This window comes from Pseudidiomarina sp., assembly GCF_048268165.1.
GTDB lineage: Bacteria > Pseudomonadota > Gammaproteobacteria > Enterobacterales > Alteromonadaceae > Pseudidiomarina.
In genome coordinates, this window is record NZ_JBLWWA010000004.1 from 188,588 (window position 1) to 206,491 (window position 17,904).

Below are 17,904 nucleotides of genomic sequence, written 5' to 3' on the forward strand. Positions count from 1 at the left end.
TTAAATAAAAGGTTTTCTCATGAAAAAATTATCTGCGCTGGCCGTTGCGGTCAGCGTTGCACTCTCATTTTCACATTCAGCACAAGCTCAAACCGAAACGGATTGGGATGTAAACAACCCTCAAGGCGAATTCAAGGAAATTCAGATTAAAACCTCTGAAGGTACTTGGATGAATGTTGATATGAGCCCTGATGGCAAACACATTGTGTTTGATATGCTGGGCGACATTTATCGCATTTCATCAACCGGCGGCGATGCCGAGTTATTAGTCGGTGGCATTGCGTGGAATATGCAGCCTGTGTACTCGCCAGACGGCAAATACATTGCTTACACGTCTGATGCTGACGGTGGCGATAATATCTGGATCATGGATGCTGATGGCAGCAATCCGCGCCAAGTAACCGATGAAACCTTCCGCTTGTTAAATAGCCCTGCGTGGAGCCCGGATAGCGAATTTATCGTGGCCCGTAAGCACTTTACCGCGCGTCGTTCATTGGGTGCGGGTGAAGTTTGGATGTATCACCGCTCAGGTGGCTCAGGCGTGATGCTAACTGAACGCCCGAATGATCAAAAAGATTTAGGCGAACCAGCATTTTCTCCAGATGGCCGTTATATCTATTTTTCACAGGATGACACGCCAGGCAAAACTTTCCATTACAGCAAAGATTCGCTTGAAGGCATTTATGAAATTAAACGCTTTGACCGCGAAACTGGCGAAATTGATGTCATTTTAAGTGGCGCGGGCGGTGCAATTCGTCCAACACCGTCACCGGATGGCAAGCATTTGGCATACATCAAGCGCGAAGATTTTAATAGCGTACTTTATTTGTACAATTTAGAGTCGGGCGAAAAAACGCGGCTGTATAGCCAGCTTGATCGCGACATGCAAGAAACATGGGCCATTCATGGCGTTTACCCAACCATGGACTGGACGCCAGACAGCAAAAAAATGGTGTTCTGGGCTGACGGTAAAATCATGCAAATTGATGTGGAAAGCCGCAGCACCCGCGTGATTCCGTTTAGCGTTGAAACCACCAAAAAAGTACAGCATGCACTGCATTTTGAAACCAATCTTGATCAAGACAAGTTCAAAGTGAAAATGCTACGTATGGTGCAAGTTGCGCCAAACGCGAAACAAGCTGTATTTGAAGCCTTGGGCAAACTCTATGTGCGTAGCTTGCCGAATGGCGAGCCGAAGCGTTTAACAAACCGTGACGGCGCTTGGGAGCTGTATCCGAGCTACTCACGTGACGGTAGCAAATTAATTTACACCACGTGGGATGATCAAGAGCAAGGGCAACTGATTGTTCGTGATTTGAAATCAGGTAAAGAAACAGTGCTGCCAACAGGCAAAGGCAAATTTGTTGAGCCGGTATTTAGCCCTGATGGCAAATCTGTGGTGTATCGCAAATTGCGTGGTGGTTATATCACGGCCGATACCTACGGTTTAAACCCGGGTGTTTACCACCTGAGTTTGGCCAAAAATGCTGAGCCACGTTTAATCAATGAAAATGGCAGCTCGCCGCAGTTTGGTGCGCGCAATGATCGTGTTTATCTGATGGCGTTTGACGGTTCTCCGTCATTGATGAGTGTGGATTTAACCACCAAAGAATCGCGCACGTTATATAGCGCTGAGCATGCAACTGAATTCCGCGTGTCACCAGACGGTCAGCACCTGGCTTTTGCTGAGCGGTTCAAAGTGTTCGTAACGCCATTTGTCGAGCGTGGTGCACCAATTAAAATTAGCCCAACGGACAAGCAGTTCCCGGTGGAGCAATTGTCCGTTCGTGCCGGTGAAAATATTTCCTGGAGTGGCGATGGTCAGGCCTTGTATTGGTCACTTGGCCCTGAGTTGTACCATGCGTCTGTGAACGGTCTGTTCGGAATTGATGGCGATTCAGAATTCGAACAAGTTGCGAATGGTCTTGATATTAGCTTTGATGCCGATGCAGGCATTCACGACGAAACGGTCGCGTTTGTTGGCGGGCAAGTCATTACCATGGAAGGCGACCAAGTGATTGAGCGTGGCGCTGTTGTGGTTAAAGGTAACAAGATTGTGGCTGTCGGTAGCGTTGACGATGTGAACGTACCAAGCGGCGCAACGGTTATCGATACCACCGGCAAAACGGTCATGCCAGGCTTGTTCGATGGCCATGCGCATGGTCCGCAGGGTGACAACGAGATTATTCCAGAGCAAAACTGGAAAACTTACGCCACCTTAGCGTTCGGTGTTACGTCAATTCATGACCCGTCAAATGACACCACTGAAATTTTTGCAGCCAGTGAGCTACAAAAAGCAGGCTTGATTGCTGCGCCGCGCACCTTCTCCACCGGTACAATTTTGTACGGTGCCAATGGTCCGGGCTACACAGCGCATGTTGATGACTTGGAAGACGCCAAGTTCCACCTTGAGCGCTTGCAAAAAGTTGGCGCGTTTTCCGTGAAAAGCTACAACCAACCACGCCGTAACCAACGTCAGCAAATCATTCAGGCTGGTCGTGAATTGGGCATGATGGTTGTGCCAGAAGGCGGTTCATTGCTGCAACATAACTTAAGCATGATTGCTGATGGTCACACCACGGTTGAGCACTCCATTCCAGTTGCCAAAATCTATGACGATATTGAGCAGTTCTGGAGCCAAACTGACGTCAATTACACGCCGACGCTTGGCGTTGCCTATGGCGGCATTTGGGGTGAGAACTATTGGTACGCTGAAACCGACGTATGGTCGCATCCTAAACTGTCTAAGTTTGTTCCGCAGGACGCTTTGGTGAGTTCGGTGCGCCGTGAAAAAGCGCCACACAATCACTACAACCACTTTAATAACGCTGACGTTGCCAAGCAGTTGCAAGACCTTGGCGTGGATGTGGTTGCTGGCGCGCACGGTCAACGCGAAGGCCTGGCGCAACATTGGGAAATTTGGATGATGGCGCAAGGTGGCATGACGCCACTGCAAGCACTGGCAACATCAACCATTAACCCAGCCAAAGAGTTCGGTATGGATAAATACATTGGCTCGTTGAAAGAAGGGAAGCTTGCGGACATTATCGTGATTGACGGTAATCCGTTGGCAGACATTTCAGTGACTGATCGTGTTACCCATACCATGGTAAACGGCCGTTTATTTGATGCCGAAACCATGAACCAGTTGGTGCCAAAAGCTGAGCCACGTAAAGCGTTTTTCTGGGAATAGACCATAGTCGCATCACGCAAGTGATGTATCTCAGAAAAATTATGTCTATAATCCCGCTATATTCTTATAGCGGGATTTATTTTTTTTATGAATAACATTAAAGACATTGATCTTAACTTACTGGTCTATCTTGATGTGCTGCTACGCGAGCGCAATGTCACCAAAGCCGCCGCGCAGTTAAATATCACGCAACCCGCCATGAGTAATGGCTTGAAACGCCTACGCACACTGCTTAATGACCCTATTTTGGTGCGCACCAGCGAGGGCATGCTGCCCACTGAAACAGCGCTGCGCATGCAAGAACCGGTACGCCAAATTCTCTATTCTGTGGAAGAAATGGTGCAGCCAGCACGCGATTTTGATGCGGCCACCAGTGACCGGGTATTTCGTATTATGGCGTCAGATTATGCCGCTTCGACGCTGATGCCGCGCTTGCTGGAAAAGTTAAAGCAGCAGGCCCCGCATGTGGCACTGGATATTATGACACCCAGCGACATTAGTTTTCATGATGTTGAAAACGGCAAAGTTGATCTCGCGATAAACCGTTTCGAAAAGCTACCGCAGTCGTTTCACCAGAAAAATCTGTGGGAAGATGACTTCAGTTGTTTGGTGCGTAAAGACCACCCGTTGGTTGCCAGCCCTACGTTAGAAAGCTATTTAAAAGGCGAGCATGTATGGGTGAGCAAAACCGGCTTTGGCGTTGGTGTGGGCATGGACCCGCACGATGTACAAAAGCTGGGTTGGGTTGATGAAGCGCTGGGTAAACTGGGGCATAAACGCGAAATTCGCGTATTTACCCGTAACTACCATGTGGCGATGCACCTAGCGCGACAGGGATTAATAGCTACCTTGCCAACGCAAGCGGCCACACTTTATAAAGACGATGATGAATTGGTCATGATCAAGCCACCGTTTGCCATTCCGGCGTTAGAGCTAACCATGATCTGGAGCCCGTTATTGCAACACGATGCGGGGCATCGTTGGTTCCGCCAGCTGATTACTGACACTGCGGCCTATCAGTAGCGCGCACGATACCATGAGCAACGACGAGTTAGCCGGGCTATTCGCGCGCAAAATACTGCAGGGTTTTCATAAGCATTATGCGTTATTCCAAGAGGTGACGCGTAATGCGAAGCAGCGTTTTGCGGAAGGCGATTGGCACGCAGGCCAATATGCAGCAACCGTGCGAATTAGCTTCTATGATCAACGCGTGCACGAAACCACCACGGCACTGCGAAAGCTAACCGACGATAAACTCAACGAGCAGGCGTGGTTAGCCACGCGACAGCTCTACCAAGACTTTTTGCAGTTCCACCCACAAGCGGAACTGGCAGAAACTTTTTATAACTCGGTATTTTGTAATCTGTTTCATCGGCGTTACTTTAACAACGCCTACATATTTGTTGAAACCACGCTAAGTAATAGCATTCCGCTGGCGCTGGAAACCGAATTCCGTTCGTATTTTCCAGTGGTGCAGGGCATGCGCCGCACCTTGGCGAGAATCATGGGCGACGTTGATTTCGGCGCGGATTACGATGACCTTTCCGAAGACATCCGCCTGTTACGAAAAGCATTTCGTGATCAAACTGAAGCGGGCAAGCTGTCGGCTTACCAATTGCGCATTGATGTGCTCAAAGAACCATTTTTTCGTAACAAAGCCGCTTATGTTGTCGGGCGTATTGTCAGTGCGAATCGTATTTTTCCGTTTATTGTGCCGGTACTTCGAACGCCGCAAGGCAAGTTGTACTTAGACGCACTGATTACCAACACCGACGAAATGGCCATTATCTTTGGTTTTGCGCGCTCCTACTTCATGGTGCACACCCGTGCGCCATCGGCGTTGGTGCGATTTTTAAAAGACTTAATGCCGAAGAAGACTTTGGCGGAACTGTATTCTGCCATTGGCTTACACAAACAAAGTAAAACGGAATTCTATCGTGACTTTCTGCATCATTTAGCAGCCAGCGATGATCAGTTGGTGGCCGCAGCGGGCATAAAAGGCATGGTGATGACCGTATTCACGCTGCCTTCGTACCCGTATGTTTTTAAGGTCATTAAAGATGAATTTGGCGGCGGCAAGCAGATGAGTCGGCAAACCGTTATTGATCGCTACCGTATGGTTAAACGTCACGACCGTGCGGGGCGCATGGCAGACACCTATGAATTTGCGAATGTGGCGATTCCGCTTGACCGCATAGCGCCTGATTTACTCGAAGAATTACAAACCACGGTAGCGGGAAGCTTAAAAATTGAAGACGGCCAGCTGATTATTAGCCAGCTGTTCGTAGAGCGCCGCATGGTGCCACTGAATATATTCCTTGAATACGGCACGCCAGCGGAAATTGAAAAGGTCATGAAAGACTACGGGCAAGCCATAAAAGACATGATGGCGGCCAATATATTTCCTGGCGACATGCTATTGAAAAACTTTGGCTTAACGCGCCACAAACGCGTGGTGTTTTATGATTACGATGAAGTTCAGTACTTAACCGAAATGAACTTTCGTGCGTTACCCAAAGCTGAAACCTACGAACAAATGATAGCCCCTGAGCCTTGGTATACGGTTGCGCCAAATGATGTGTTTCCCGAACAGCTGGCAACCTTTGCGGTGCCACAACCTGAACTGCGTGACTTACTGTTAAAGTTTCATCCGGAGCTTATTGACGCGAAGTTTTGGCAGCAGCAGCAAGAGCATTTGCGTCAAGGGGTGATTACCGATGTATTTCCGTATCCAGAAGCGGTGCGCTTTATGCGTTGTGTACGCACCGCTTCTGACTAAACGTGAGTCGCTAGTGGTTAAATACGGTAAATAAGCTTTCGTTCAGCCACATGTGGACCAGGATACTAACGATGTAACCGAGCGCGATAACCGGGGTCCATTTTAAGTGGCTGGCGAAGGTGTAATAGCCACGCGCTTGACCCATCAGCGCCACACCTGCGGCAGAACCAATCGACAATAAACTACCTCCGGTACCCGCGGTCAGCGTAATTAATAGCCATTGGCCGTGAGACATTTCGGGCTGCATGGAAAGCACCGCGAACATGACCGGAATGTTATCAATAATCGCCGACATTAACCCCAACGCAACGTTCGCGAACGTCGGGTTCCAGCCCAAGTACAGCGTATTTGATAGCAGTGACAGGTAGCCCATAAAGCCAAGCCCGCCAACACAAATCACAATGCCGTAGAAGAATAAGAGGGTGTCCCACTCCGCGCGTTGCACCCGGTTAAATACGTCAAAGGGCACCACACTACCAAGGCGCTCAAGCCGGGCCATGTCGCCCGCGCGTTCAGCCATGGCGCGCTTACGTGCCAGTGAGCCTGGCAGTGTCATACGCAAGAAGTAGCCGAAGAATTGCAGGTAACCTAACCCCATCATCATGCCCAACACAGGCGGCAGGTGCAGCCACATGTGGCACGCCACTGCGGTTGCTATGGTGAGCAAGAACAGGCCGGTGATTCGCAATGCACCGCGCTTGAGCTCAACTTCTTCGTAGATGGATGATGGCTTACGGTCTTCAATAAAGAAGCTCATGATCACCGCTGGCACCAAGTAGTTCAGCAGTGACGGAATAAAGAGCACAAAGAATTCTTGAAATTGCACCATGCCGGCTTGCCAAACCATTAGCGTAGTAATGTCGCCGAAGGGGCTAAAGGCACCGCCAGCGTTCGCCGCAATCACAATACTCACACATGAAACACTAATGAACTTTTTATCGCCGTCAGCAACTTTCATGACGACGGCGCACATCAGCAAGGCTGTGGTGAGGTTGTCGGCAACTGGCGAGATAAAAAATGCGAGAAAACCAGTTAGCCAAAACAGTTGTTTATAGGTAAACCCTTTTTTGATCATCCATGCGCGCAAGCCATCAAATAAACGGCGTTCTTCCATGGCGTTGATGTAGGTCATAGCCACCAGCAGGAACAACATCAACTCGGCAAACTCAAGCAGGTTATGACGGAACGCAACTTCAGCAACGCCAGGCAGGTCGTTTTGCATGTACACAAAACCGATCATCATCCAGATCAAGCCCGCTGCAACCAACACCGGCTTTGACTTGCGCATGTGCAAACGTTCTTCACCCATAACCAGTATGTAAGCTACGGTGAAAATGACAATCGCGGCGATGCCAACATTAGCTGTCGTCAAATCAAGTTGACCAGAAGCAGCAAAGGCGGCAGGAGAAAATAGGCTTGCGCCCAATAGCAACAACAGTAGTTTCCACATGAGTCGTTATTCCTTCAACATGGGAGGCCGTAAGGGTTGAACAGCGTGATTCTTGGGGTGAGCTGCTCAGGCGGGCGAATACTACCACAAAAAAGCCGCCAAACACCTGTGTTCAGCGGCTTATACGGAGAATTTTCAGAGGTAATTATTAAGGGGTATTTGTAAATTAATAATTACGCCGGTTTTTTGAACTGGTCTTCTTCTGTGGAGCCTGTTAACGCCGTAACAGAAGACTTTCCGCCTTGAATCACATTTGTCACTTCATCAAAGTAACCGGTGCCCACTTCTTGTTGATGCGCCACGAAGGTATACCCTTTTTCGGCTGCCGCAAATTCTTGTTGTTGCAGCTTCACATAAGCTGACATGTCATTGCGTGCGTAGTCATGGGCTAACTCAAACATGTGATACCACATGTTGTGCACACCCGCTAAGGTAATGAACTGGAACTTGTACCCCATTGCCGCAAGTTCACGTTGGAATTTCGCAATGGTGGTGTCGTCAAGATTGCGCTTCCAGTTAAAGCTTGGCGAGCAGTTATAAGCCAGCAATTTACCTGGGTATTTGGCATGAATGGCTTCGGCGAATTGGCGCGCTTCGTCTAAATCCGGCTTGGCGGTTTCACACCACAACAAATCAGCATAAGGTGCGTACGCTAAGCCGCGTGAGATAGCCTGATCAATGCCCGCATTGACGCGATAAAAACCTTCGGCGGTGCGCTCGCCGGTGCAAAAAGGTAAGTCATTCGCGTCAACATCTGACGTCAATAAATCTGCCGCATTGGCGTCGGTACGCGCTAAGATAAGCGTTGGTACGCCGGCCACATCAGCAGCTAAACGCGCCGCGATTAATTTCTGCACGGCTTCTTGGGTTGGCACCAAAACTTTACCGCCCATGTGCCCGCATTTTTTAACCGAAGCCAACTGATCTTCAAAGTGAACGCCCGCGGCACCAGCTTTCACCATCGCTTGCATTAATTCGTAAGCATTGAGCACGCCGCCAAATCCAGCTTCTGCGTCGGCCACGATAGGCGCGAAGTAATCAATATAGCCTTCTTGCTCTGGGCCAATGCCTTTAGACCACTGAATTTGGTCGGCTCGCGCGAAGCTATTATTAATACGCTCAACCACAGTGGGTACCGAGTCAACTGGGTAGAGCGACTGATCAGGGTACATGCTCAACGAGCTATTGTTGTCCGCAGCAACTTGCCACCCAGACAGGTAGATAGCTTGCAAGCCTGCTTTTACCTGCTGCACGGCTTGGCCGCCAGTAAGTGCCCCAAGAGCATTGACGTAGTCTTTGCCAAACTTCTCTTGTGCGGCACCGTTTACCAAACGCCAAAGTTTCGCCGCGCCATTTCTGGCGTAGGTGCATTCAGGTTGTACGCTGCCGCGTAAGCGAATCACATCCAGTGCGGAGTAGGTGCGCTCGACACCTTTCCAACGTGGATTTTCTTGCCAGTCTTGTTCAAGCAGCTTCGCGGCTTCGGCGTGATGTATTGATGTGGTTGTCATGGTTGTCATCCTGTTTCGTTTAAGTTGTTGTTATTAATCAAGCAGCGCGTAGCCGGGCAGAGTCAGAAACTCAACCAAGTCGTTTGCTGTTGTTATCTGTTCAAGAAGTTGTGTTGCTTGTTCAAAGTGTTCTTGGTTCCAGCGCTGGTCGCCCACCTCGTTGCGCACAACCTTGGCTTCTTCGGCTAGGTAATCGCGAAATAGCTGCTTGGTGACAACGTTGCCGTTATCAAGCGTCATTTGGTGCTTTATCCACTGCCAGATGCTGGTGCGTGATATCTCTGCCGTGGCCGCGTCTTCCATTAAGCCGTAGATGGGCACGCAGCCTTTGCCGGAAATCCAGGCGGCGATGTATTGCAAGGCAACGCGGATATTGGTACGCATACCAAGCTCGGTGCGTGGGCCTGAGCAGGGGGCAAGCAAGTGTTCGGCTGTAACGGGTTGGTCGTGTTCACGTAATACATGCAATTGGTTGTTGCCGCTTAGGCCGTCGACAAATACTTCGCGCACGGTTGCAGCCAACCCAGGGTGAGCTATCCATGTGCCGTCATGGCCATTGGTCCGTTCTAGCTCTTTGTCAGCTTTTACTTTGGCGAGTATTTTCGCGTTTTCGTCGGGGTCTTTGCTTGGAATAAACGCCGCCATTCCGCCCATTGCTAACGCGCCACGGCGGTGACAGGTTTTTACCAACAATCGCGAGTAAGCATTTAAAAACGGTTGGTCCATCGTCACCACTTGGCGATCAGGCAGAACGCGGTCGGGGTGATTTTTCAGGGTTTTGATGTAGCTAAAAATGTAGTCCCAGCGGCCGCAGTTTAGCGCCACGATGTGGTCTTTCATGGCGTGCAGTATTTCGTCCATCTGAAAAACTGCTGGAAGGGTTTCAATTAAAATAGTGGCCCGAATGGTGCCGCGGGGTTGCTTAAAGTAGTCTTCGGTAAACCGAAACACATCCGCCCACCATTTTGCTTCGTCGCTGTGCTCTAACTTCGGAATGTAATAATAAACGCCGGTATTGTTCTTTAGCCGCTGTTGAAAATTCAGACAAAAATACAGCGCAAAATCGACCAAGCCGCCCGGTGCCACTTCATTATCAACAAGCACGTGTTTTTCGGGAAGGTGAAGCCCCCGAACCCGAGCAATCAATAACGCAGGGTTGTCGTTAAGTTGGTAATACTTGCCAGAATCTGGGTCGGTATAATCAAGTTGGCCGCGGTTGGCATCGTATAGATTAACTTGCCCCTGCAATAAGCCTTCCCAGGTTGGCGACTGCGAGTCTTCAAAGTCGGCCATGTAGCAATCAACGTTGGCGTTGAGCGCGTTAATTACCATTTTGCGGTCAACCGGGCCGGTAATTTCCAGACGGCGTTTGGTTAAGTCTTCAGGGAGTTGGGCAACACGCCAATCTCCGTCACGAATGGATTTCGTAGCGGGGTCAAAATCAGGCAACGTACCATCATCAATCTGTTGCTGGCGCTTAGCTCGTGCCCCAAGCACGGCGTGCAATTGCGGGCGAAACTTACGCGTAAGTGCAACTAAGAATTCTTGCGTGGTGTTATTAATTAGTGCTGCGCTAGCATCGCTTAACGGCGGCAGTTGCAGGCCATCAAAGGCTGTTGCGGTTGGCTTATTTGAGTCGGTCATAATCTGTCCACTTGTTGTTCATGTGTTAACGATTACAGGCTAGACCTAAAACGGCACATTCTACAAATGAATGAATAAAATTATGACCATTCATATTGCTTATGTTGTTATTTTTGAAACAAGGTGATTCTGTAAGTGCGGTTTATCAAGAGGGATTACGCGGCGGGTTTAAAACGAAAACGCCCTCATAAGAGGGCGTTATTTATGGAAGCGACTGTCGACTATTTCATTCGTGAATAGAGCAGTTTTTGATACCAACTACGGGGCAACCAGCGTTTCATGTACCAAGCTAAACGACCTTGACGGTGCGGTAGCACGTGGCTTTTCTTTTTATCCACGGCTTTCATGATCAAACGCGCAATATCAACCGCATTGAGCTTACTTGAGCTCATCAGCTTATCCACCTTCTGTTCAATGCCATCAATGGTGGAGCGCATGCCTTGATTCAAATTGGTTTTAAAGAAACTTGGGCAAACCACGGTGACATGAATATTATCTTTCACCAATTCGTTTTGCAGCGTTTCTGACAGACTAACCACCGCAGCCTTGGTGGCGTTGTATGCACTCATGTTTGGCACATCTAACAGGCCTGCCATAGAGGCAATGTTCACGAAATGGCCTGAGCCTTGCTGTTTAAATAGCGGTGTGAAAACCTTGCAACCGCGCACCACACCAAGCAAGTTAATGTCGATAATCCACTGCCAGTCACTGAGGGTGGTATCGGAGATCTTGCCCACCTGAGCCACGCCGGCATTGTTGACCACAACATCAACACCGCCCCATTTTTCAGTGAGGGTTTTCGCCACTTGTTCTAGGTCGCTCATACGGGTTACGTCGCAGGGTAGAAACATGGCCTTGGGTTGCCATTTCTGCAGGCTACCGATAACGGCTTCACCGCGCTCAATATCACGATCGCCAATACATACCTGCCAGCCGCCTTTTGCACATATTTGTGCAAGCGCAAAGCCCAAGCCACTGGCGCCGCCAGTGATGAATATTCGTTGTGGTTTCATTTATTATCCTTGTTGCCGCGCCGTCTACCGTTTAATTAGGGTGCCAGAGAAGCAGACACGGGGCGATCGATAAGCTGCCGTAATGACATTGAAGCATACCCCGTTAATTGCTTAAATGCAGCAAAATAGGTTTCAGAATCAGCGGGTTCACCATCTTTCACTAACTGTGAATAGGTTGCCCACAAGGTATAAATACCCTCTTCAACGCCATTGGCTTTCAGTTGCACGTGCAGCTCGGCGTTCGCCACCAAACCGCAGGTGTAATGGGCTCTAAAGTTTACCCGGCCGACATCGACAAACTCCTCGCTGACGGGCCAGGTAGATGCGCACTCAAGTTGGGCACCTTCTATGGCGCGTTGCAGCAACGCACTGTCTTGTTTGAGTTTGCTATCAGCATACAAATAAGCCATTAATTCGGCCGCGCCTTCATGTATCCAGGCTTCCTCAGGGCTTGAATAACGCAGCCCGACACCTTGAAACAGGTGCGCTATTTCATGGGCAAAAAACCACAAGGTGTTCTGCTCATCAAGGTTGTCGAGTGCGCCTTTGCCGTACCAGTGCATGAATACCTGATGGGGTAAAACGCCACCCTGGTGACCATAGAAACCACCTTCATAGGGGCTATAGGAAGCAAACAGGGTAGGTGTTTGGGACAAACTGCCAAGCTGTTTGGTGAAGTAGCTCATGATCATGGGTAGCTCGGTGATTAATTCATTCTGCAACGAGTTGGGTAACACTGGGTCAATAACGGCTACCAATGCGGAGAATACTTCGGGCGGTTGGGTACCAACATAAATAGCCCGGCCACTATCCCGATCAAGCCACTCATGGGTTTGCAAATATTGTTGCCCATCAATCAATAGATAGTCACCGCCGCTCATGGTAATTGCCATGGGCCATTCATGATGGGCGTTCGTGCAATGATTGGCACAGGCGAAAAACCGTGCGGTGTGAACCAACATGCCACCATTGCTGAAGGGCGAAAATGGCGCGTAGTCTTTCGGCAACGGGGTATAAGTTGCATCAAGAATAAACGAAACCTCGCTAAAGGGCTGTCCATCAATGCTGGTAATTACTTCGGAACCGTTTTGCAGGCGTATCTGTGTATTTGAATTAAGTGGCTGCCAGCGCTCGCTGCGGCTGTTATCGGGCGAGCGAACAAACTCCAGTTGAGTCACAGGTTCGTTCAGGCTGTAGGTTACGGTCCAGCCCAGATCAGATTTATTGAGGGTGATTAAGCGGATGCCCGATGCCGGCGGCGCCATCAGTAACAGCACAAGCAAAATAACAGCAGCAATTGCAATAAAATAGCGCATCATATTTATCCTTTAACCACGTTTCTCTTTTCAATGTAGCACCACGGCGGGTCTTGCTCCACGAGAAAGTGTAAGCAGTCGTGAGCCTTTCACGACTTTTACGATGACAGTTCTGTTGCGGTTCAGTGAATCTTTCATGACATCAAGAAATTGTCACAAATTTGTCATGGCTTATCACTAATCTGCCTGCGTCGTTTAATTACTTACATACGTTCCTATCCGGGAGAACACAATGAACTTGCAAACCCTTTTCAAAATTACAGCAATCGCTTCTGCTTTGGCCCTTGCTGGTTGTGGCGGTGATATTGAAGTAAACCCAACTGTTAATGACAACAGTGTGAATAACTCAAACAACACTTCAGGCGGCGGTGCAACGCCAACTGACCCAACGGGTGATAACTTATGCGCCAGCTACAACGGTTTGCAGGGTGCTTTTGATGGCCGCGACTGCGAATACAATTTAGAGTTCGCAAGCCGCAACGTTGAAATCACTGAAAACTTAACGTTTGCAGAACTGCCTGACGGCGGTGTGCACGTATTTGATGGCGCGCTATTGATTGGTGAAGATTGTGATACCACCACCACCTGTACGATCAATGAAACTGGCCCAGTGGTTACGGTTGAGCCAGGCGCAACGTTAGCTTTCACCAGTGGTGAGGCAATTGTTCGCGTTGCTCGCGGTGCTAAGCTTAATGCGATTGGTACGTTCGCCAAACCTGTTACCTTCACGTCAGCGAACGCATTCACCCGTTTTGATGTGGTTGGCAATGGCCCGCGCTTCGCAGATTGGGGCGGTATTATCGTAAACGGCCAAGGTATTACTAACCAGTGTACCGATGCACAACGTGACGCGAACACCTGTAACGTTGCTTCAGAGGGTATCGTGAGCTACTACGGCGGTAACGATAACGCAGATGATAGCGGCTCAATGAAATACGCGAAAATCTGGTATGCCGGTTCAGGCCCTCGTGCTGGTGGTGACGGCGATGACTTGAACTCACTGACCTTAAACGCAGTTGGTTCAGGCTCTTCATACGAATATGTTCACATTCATCAAGGTTACGATGACGGCATTGAGTTTTTTGGTGGCGCCGCTAACGTGAAACGTGTTGTATTCACAGACACGCAAGACGATTCAATGGATATCGATGCAGGTTGGCAAGGTAATGCCCAGTTCTTGTACATCAAACACGGCACTGTAAACGTAGACGGTACTGATGTATTCATGGGTAACGGCGGCTTTGAAGCTGACGGCGAGAAAAACTCAGGTGCAGAATACTCACAAGCGCCAACGTCACGTCCAACTATCGCCAACGTAACTGTTGTCACAACCGACGGTTTATCAACCCGTGACAATGACCCATCAACTGCCATGAAGTTTGATGATAACTTCCAAGGTCAACTCTACAACTTCCTGTTAGTAAAAGACGATGTTGCGACCAACGACACCCGCTGCATCTTGTTCACCGGTGACGGCGAGTTAGGTGTAGTAGCGGACGGCTTGAACTTCTTCAGCTCAGCAATGGCTTGTGTTGCAGAGAACGAGTTTACTTCAGCTGCATTGCTACCTGATGGTTCAACCCGTCAAGAATGGTTCGATAATGGCGGTTTGAACGCACGTTTGGGTGGTAACGCCACCGTATTTGCAGCAGATGGCTTTTCGACTGACATGACTTCTGCTGACATTACTGTTACTGCCGATGACTTAAGTGCCTTAGGTAACGACTACTTCGAAACCGTTGATTACATTGGTGCGGTATCTAGCGATGACACATCATCTGAATGGTATCAGTGGGTTGAAGCTGCGTTAGCTGCTGCAGAACAAGACTAATAGAACTTGTTGTAAAGCAACGTATGGCGGGCATGTTAATCAACATGCCCGCTGTTCAACATAACGCAGGAGTTGATTATGAGCACGAATTACAAACTCAAGCCGCTGGTGTTAGCGGTTAGCCTTGCACTTGCTGCAAGTGGCCAAGCGTATGCCCAACAGCAAGCTGCTGATGAAAGTGAAGCCGCAACAACAACGGACACGACCATTGAAGAAGTTGTCACCACCGGCACGCGTTTGCAAGGAAGTGCAGCTGCGGTTGTTGATGAGCGCAAAAATCAGGCCTTCGTTGCCGATATTCTTGGTTCAGAACAACTGGCGCGCACCGGTGATAGCGATGCTGCTTCAGCGCTCCGCCGTGTGACGGGATTAACTCTGGTAGATGGCAAATATGTTTACGTGCGCGGTTTAGGTGAACGTTATTCAAGCGCGCGATTAAATGGCGCAAGCATTCCAAGCCCAGACTTAACCCGTAACGTGATTCCACTGGATATCATTCCTTCAACCATTATTGAAAGCCTAGCGGTACAGAAGGTGTTCTCACCGAGCATGCCGGCAGCCTTCGGTGGCGGTAATATTGATATTCGTACCAAATCGCTGCCAAGCGACTTTCAGGTGAATCTTGAGGTTGGTATCGGTCAAAATAGCAATGCCACGGATGGGTATACCTATGACCGCAATGAAGCCGGTATTCCACAGAATATTCGCGACGCGATTGTTAAATACCGCGGTGATTTTAGCTTGCGTAATATTGTTGGCAAAGACGGATTAGTTGACAACGAACTGGGCTCAGCAAGTGAGCAAGCGCGTATGATCAACGCGGGGCTTGCGAAATCATTGCCACGCAATATTGCACTGCAAGACGATTCGCTTAACCCGAACTACAGCATTAAAGCCAGTATCGGCAATAGCTTTGATGAAGACTATTTTGGTGGCAGCATCGGCTTCTTGTTAGCTGGCGCCTATGACACCAAGTGGAATGTTTCAGAGCGTTCTAGTGCAGTACTGAGCGAAAACGCCACGGAAGGTTGTGCCACAACATTAAACAGCGCAGAAGAAGTTGCTAACTCGTGCTACAACACCTTAAGCGAAACCACACTGACCACCGAAACTGAGCGTTTAAACGGCGTATTCAGCGTAGGTTATGAGCTTGATACGCACAGCGTCACTTATACCAAGTTGTACTTAACTGATGCTGAAGACGAATCTGAGTTTGGTATTTTACAAAGCCCAAATGGCAGTAACTTGAAAACCATTTACGGTTCAGGTTTAGCCAACCGTGAGCATGAGTTTAAATACGAAGAACGCACTTTGGATATTGACCAAGTGCGTGGTCAGCACACATTTTTAGACTATTGGGGCATTGGCTTTGACTGGCAATACACGGAGTCTACGGCTGAAACTGACATACCTACGGACATGTCATTCCGGTTTGATGACTTGTATGACGACCAAGGCAATTATCTGAGCACCGTAGTTACAGGTGATGATAACCGTGCTGTGTACCAATACGTGGATATGGAAGACCACGTGAAATCGTATGGCGGTAACTTGTCATTACCCACCAACTTAGCGGGTATGGATATTGAGTTTAAAGCGGGCTATGACTTCACCGACAAAGCGCGTTATTACACCACTGACCGTTTTGCGATGGATAATGGCTCAGGTTTACGGATTTCGGTAAACGACGATTTGGCGAACATTTTGGGCGTAACGGACTACTTAACTGATGAGCGCATTGATGAAAGCAACTTCTTGTTGTCGTATCGTGAGCCAACAGCGCCTGACGCCGACGACTACATTGCTGTGCAGAAAACCGATGCGTTTTATGGCTCGTTTGACGCGTTTCTTACCAACAGCTGGCGCTTAGCCGGTGGTGTGCGTTGGGAAGAGTTTAAGCGAGTGTCTTTGGCCACTTCAAGCTTGATTTTTACGCCTGAAGATTTAGACACGTACTACTCGGTTGAACGCATTCTTAACGGCACAACAGTTGAAGATGACTTCTATCCTGCGTTGTCTTTAACCTATATTGGCGATGAGAGTTATCAAATTCGTTTTGGTTTCTCGGAAACAGTGGTTCGCCCAGACATTCGTGAAACAGTTCCGGTTGCGTACTTTGACCCGATTACCGACATTCGCACCATTGGTCGTGCAGGCCTTGAAAGCAGCCCAATGACCAACCTCGATGCGCGCTTTGAATACTTTGCAGATAACGGCGACAACTACACCGTGTCGGCGTTCTATAAAGATATTGAGAAGCCAATTGAGTCAGTGCTAAGCGTAGGGGACGAGGAATACACGTTAAACTACGTGAACGGCATTTCAGCGGAAGTTTACGGTGTTGAGTTTGAATGGCTGCATGACCTGACGTATCTAGCGGATGGCTTCTTTACCAGTGGTAACCTGACCTGGAGTGATTCTGAGGCAGTTATTGACCCAGCGTTAGCCGGTAACTTAACCAACCCAACGAAGCGCATGACAGGCCACTCTGAATACGTTGCCAACTTTCAGTTGAGCTACGATTCACTCAACGGCAATCACTCAAGCTCGTTAATCTACAACGTGTTTGGTGAGCGTATTCTGGCAGCAGGTATCGGCGGTCGTGGTGATGCGTATGAGCAACCATTCCATTCACTCGACTTAGTGTACAACTACTACCCAGACTTTAATTCTAAAATCAGTTTTAAAGTGCAGAACTTACTTGATGAAGAGCAAGACGTAACCCAATCAGGCGTGACCGTGCAGTCACGTGAAGTAGGGCGGGTAATCAGTTTGAGCTACAGCTACGAGTTCTAAACTTTTCGGTTTTAAATAAAAGGGGCGCATTTATTGCGCCCCTTTTTTATTAGCGAAATCGGTTCTTAAATAAGTTGACCTATGAGCAAGTACAAGTTAAATGTGGACTAAAAATTAAGGGAGCGTTGTGACGTCGACAATTAGTTCTGTTTGGATTTTCGCTTTTCGTTGTCGCTTTTGTGCTCCCAATTTATATAGGGAAATACAGTTGAGTACGGTATGCCAATTCAAAACCATAATAATTTAAGCTTCTATACCGAAACCCCTGCGAGATTAGTGATTTTCTCGTTCTTTTCGGCTGGGTTTTATAATATGTACTACTTTTACAGAAATTTCTTGAAGCACAATGATGCTTCTTCGCAATTAGTGTT

10 protein-coding genes are annotated in these 17,904 nt (G+C 48.7%); 5 read left to right on the plus strand and 5 right to left on the minus strand.

All coding sequences use genetic code 11. The features are described from left to right. Window positions 1–19 precede the first annotated feature (19 nt). The 3 genes from ACN0UY_RS10670 (at window position 20) to aceK (ending at window position 5,972) form a co-directional block, all read left to right on the plus strand. A complete protein-coding gene (locus ACN0UY_RS10670) occupies window positions 20–3,193 on the plus strand; it encodes an amidohydrolase family protein (RefSeq protein ID WP_417666965.1) in 3,174 nt (1,057 codons plus the stop codon). An 87-nt stretch (window positions 3,194–3,280) separates the two neighbouring features. After that, window positions 3,281–4,216, plus strand: a complete 936-nt coding sequence (locus ACN0UY_RS10675) for a LysR family transcriptional regulator (RefSeq protein ID WP_339879024.1) — start codon at window positions 3,281–3,283, stop codon at window positions 4,214–4,216. 13 nt (window positions 4,217–4,229) lie between these two features. After that, the gene (gene aceK / locus ACN0UY_RS10680; protein WP_417666968.1) at window positions 4,230–5,972 is read left to right on the plus strand and encodes a bifunctional isocitrate dehydrogenase kinase/phosphatase; all 1,743 of its coding nucleotides are present in this window, start codon (window positions 4,230–4,232) and stop codon (window positions 5,970–5,972) included. Between the two features lie 10 nt (window positions 5,973–5,982). On the opposite strand, the gene nhaD is transcribed toward aceK, so the two are convergent. The 5 genes from nhaD to ACN0UY_RS10705 all read right to left on the minus strand — a co-directional run bounded on the left by nhaD (window position 5,983) and on the right by ACN0UY_RS10705 (window position 12,909). Continuing rightward, window positions 5,983–7,422, minus strand: coding sequence for a sodium:proton antiporter NhaD (gene nhaD, locus ACN0UY_RS10685; protein WP_417666970.1), 1,440 nt, complete (start codon window positions 7,420–7,422; stop codon window positions 5,983–5,985). Between the two features lie 173 nt (window positions 7,423–7,595). Continuing rightward, window positions 7,596–8,933 carry an isocitrate lyase gene (aceA, locus tag ACN0UY_RS10690; RefSeq protein WP_417666972.1) on the minus strand — a complete coding sequence of 446 codons (1,338 nt, stop codon included), beginning with the start codon at window positions 8,931–8,933 and terminating at the stop codon, window positions 7,596–7,598. A gap of 33 nt (window positions 8,934–8,966) precedes the next feature. Further along, the gene (gene aceB, locus ACN0UY_RS10695) at window positions 8,967–10,577 is read right to left on the minus strand and encodes a malate synthase A (protein ID WP_417666974.1); all 1,611 of its coding nucleotides are present in this window, start codon (window positions 10,575–10,577) and stop codon (window positions 8,967–8,969) included. A 221-nt stretch (window positions 10,578–10,798) separates the two neighbouring features. Further along, window positions 10,799–11,590: an SDR family oxidoreductase gene (locus ACN0UY_RS10700; protein ID WP_417666976.1), complete on the minus strand. Its 792-nt coding sequence runs from the start codon at window positions 11,588–11,590 to the stop codon at window positions 10,799–10,801. Between the two features lie 35 nt (window positions 11,591–11,625). Next, the gene (locus tag ACN0UY_RS10705) at window positions 11,626–12,909 is read right to left on the minus strand and encodes a hypothetical protein (RefSeq protein ID WP_417666978.1); all 1,284 of its coding nucleotides are present in this window, start codon (window positions 12,907–12,909) and stop codon (window positions 11,626–11,628) included. Window positions 12,910–13,138: 229 nt separating this feature from the next. Between ACN0UY_RS10705 and ACN0UY_RS10710 the strand changes: the two genes are divergently transcribed. Further along, entirely contained in the window at window positions 13,139–14,737 is a 1,599-nt protein-coding gene (locus ACN0UY_RS10710) for a hypothetical protein (protein ID WP_417666980.1), read from the plus strand. A gap of 78 nt (window positions 14,738–14,815) precedes the next feature. After that, window positions 14,816–17,533: a TonB-dependent receptor plug domain-containing protein gene (locus ACN0UY_RS10715; RefSeq protein WP_417666982.1), complete on the plus strand. Its 2,718-nt coding sequence runs from the start codon at window positions 14,816–14,818 to the stop codon at window positions 17,531–17,533. The last annotated feature ends 371 nt before the right edge of the window (window positions 17,534–17,904 follow it).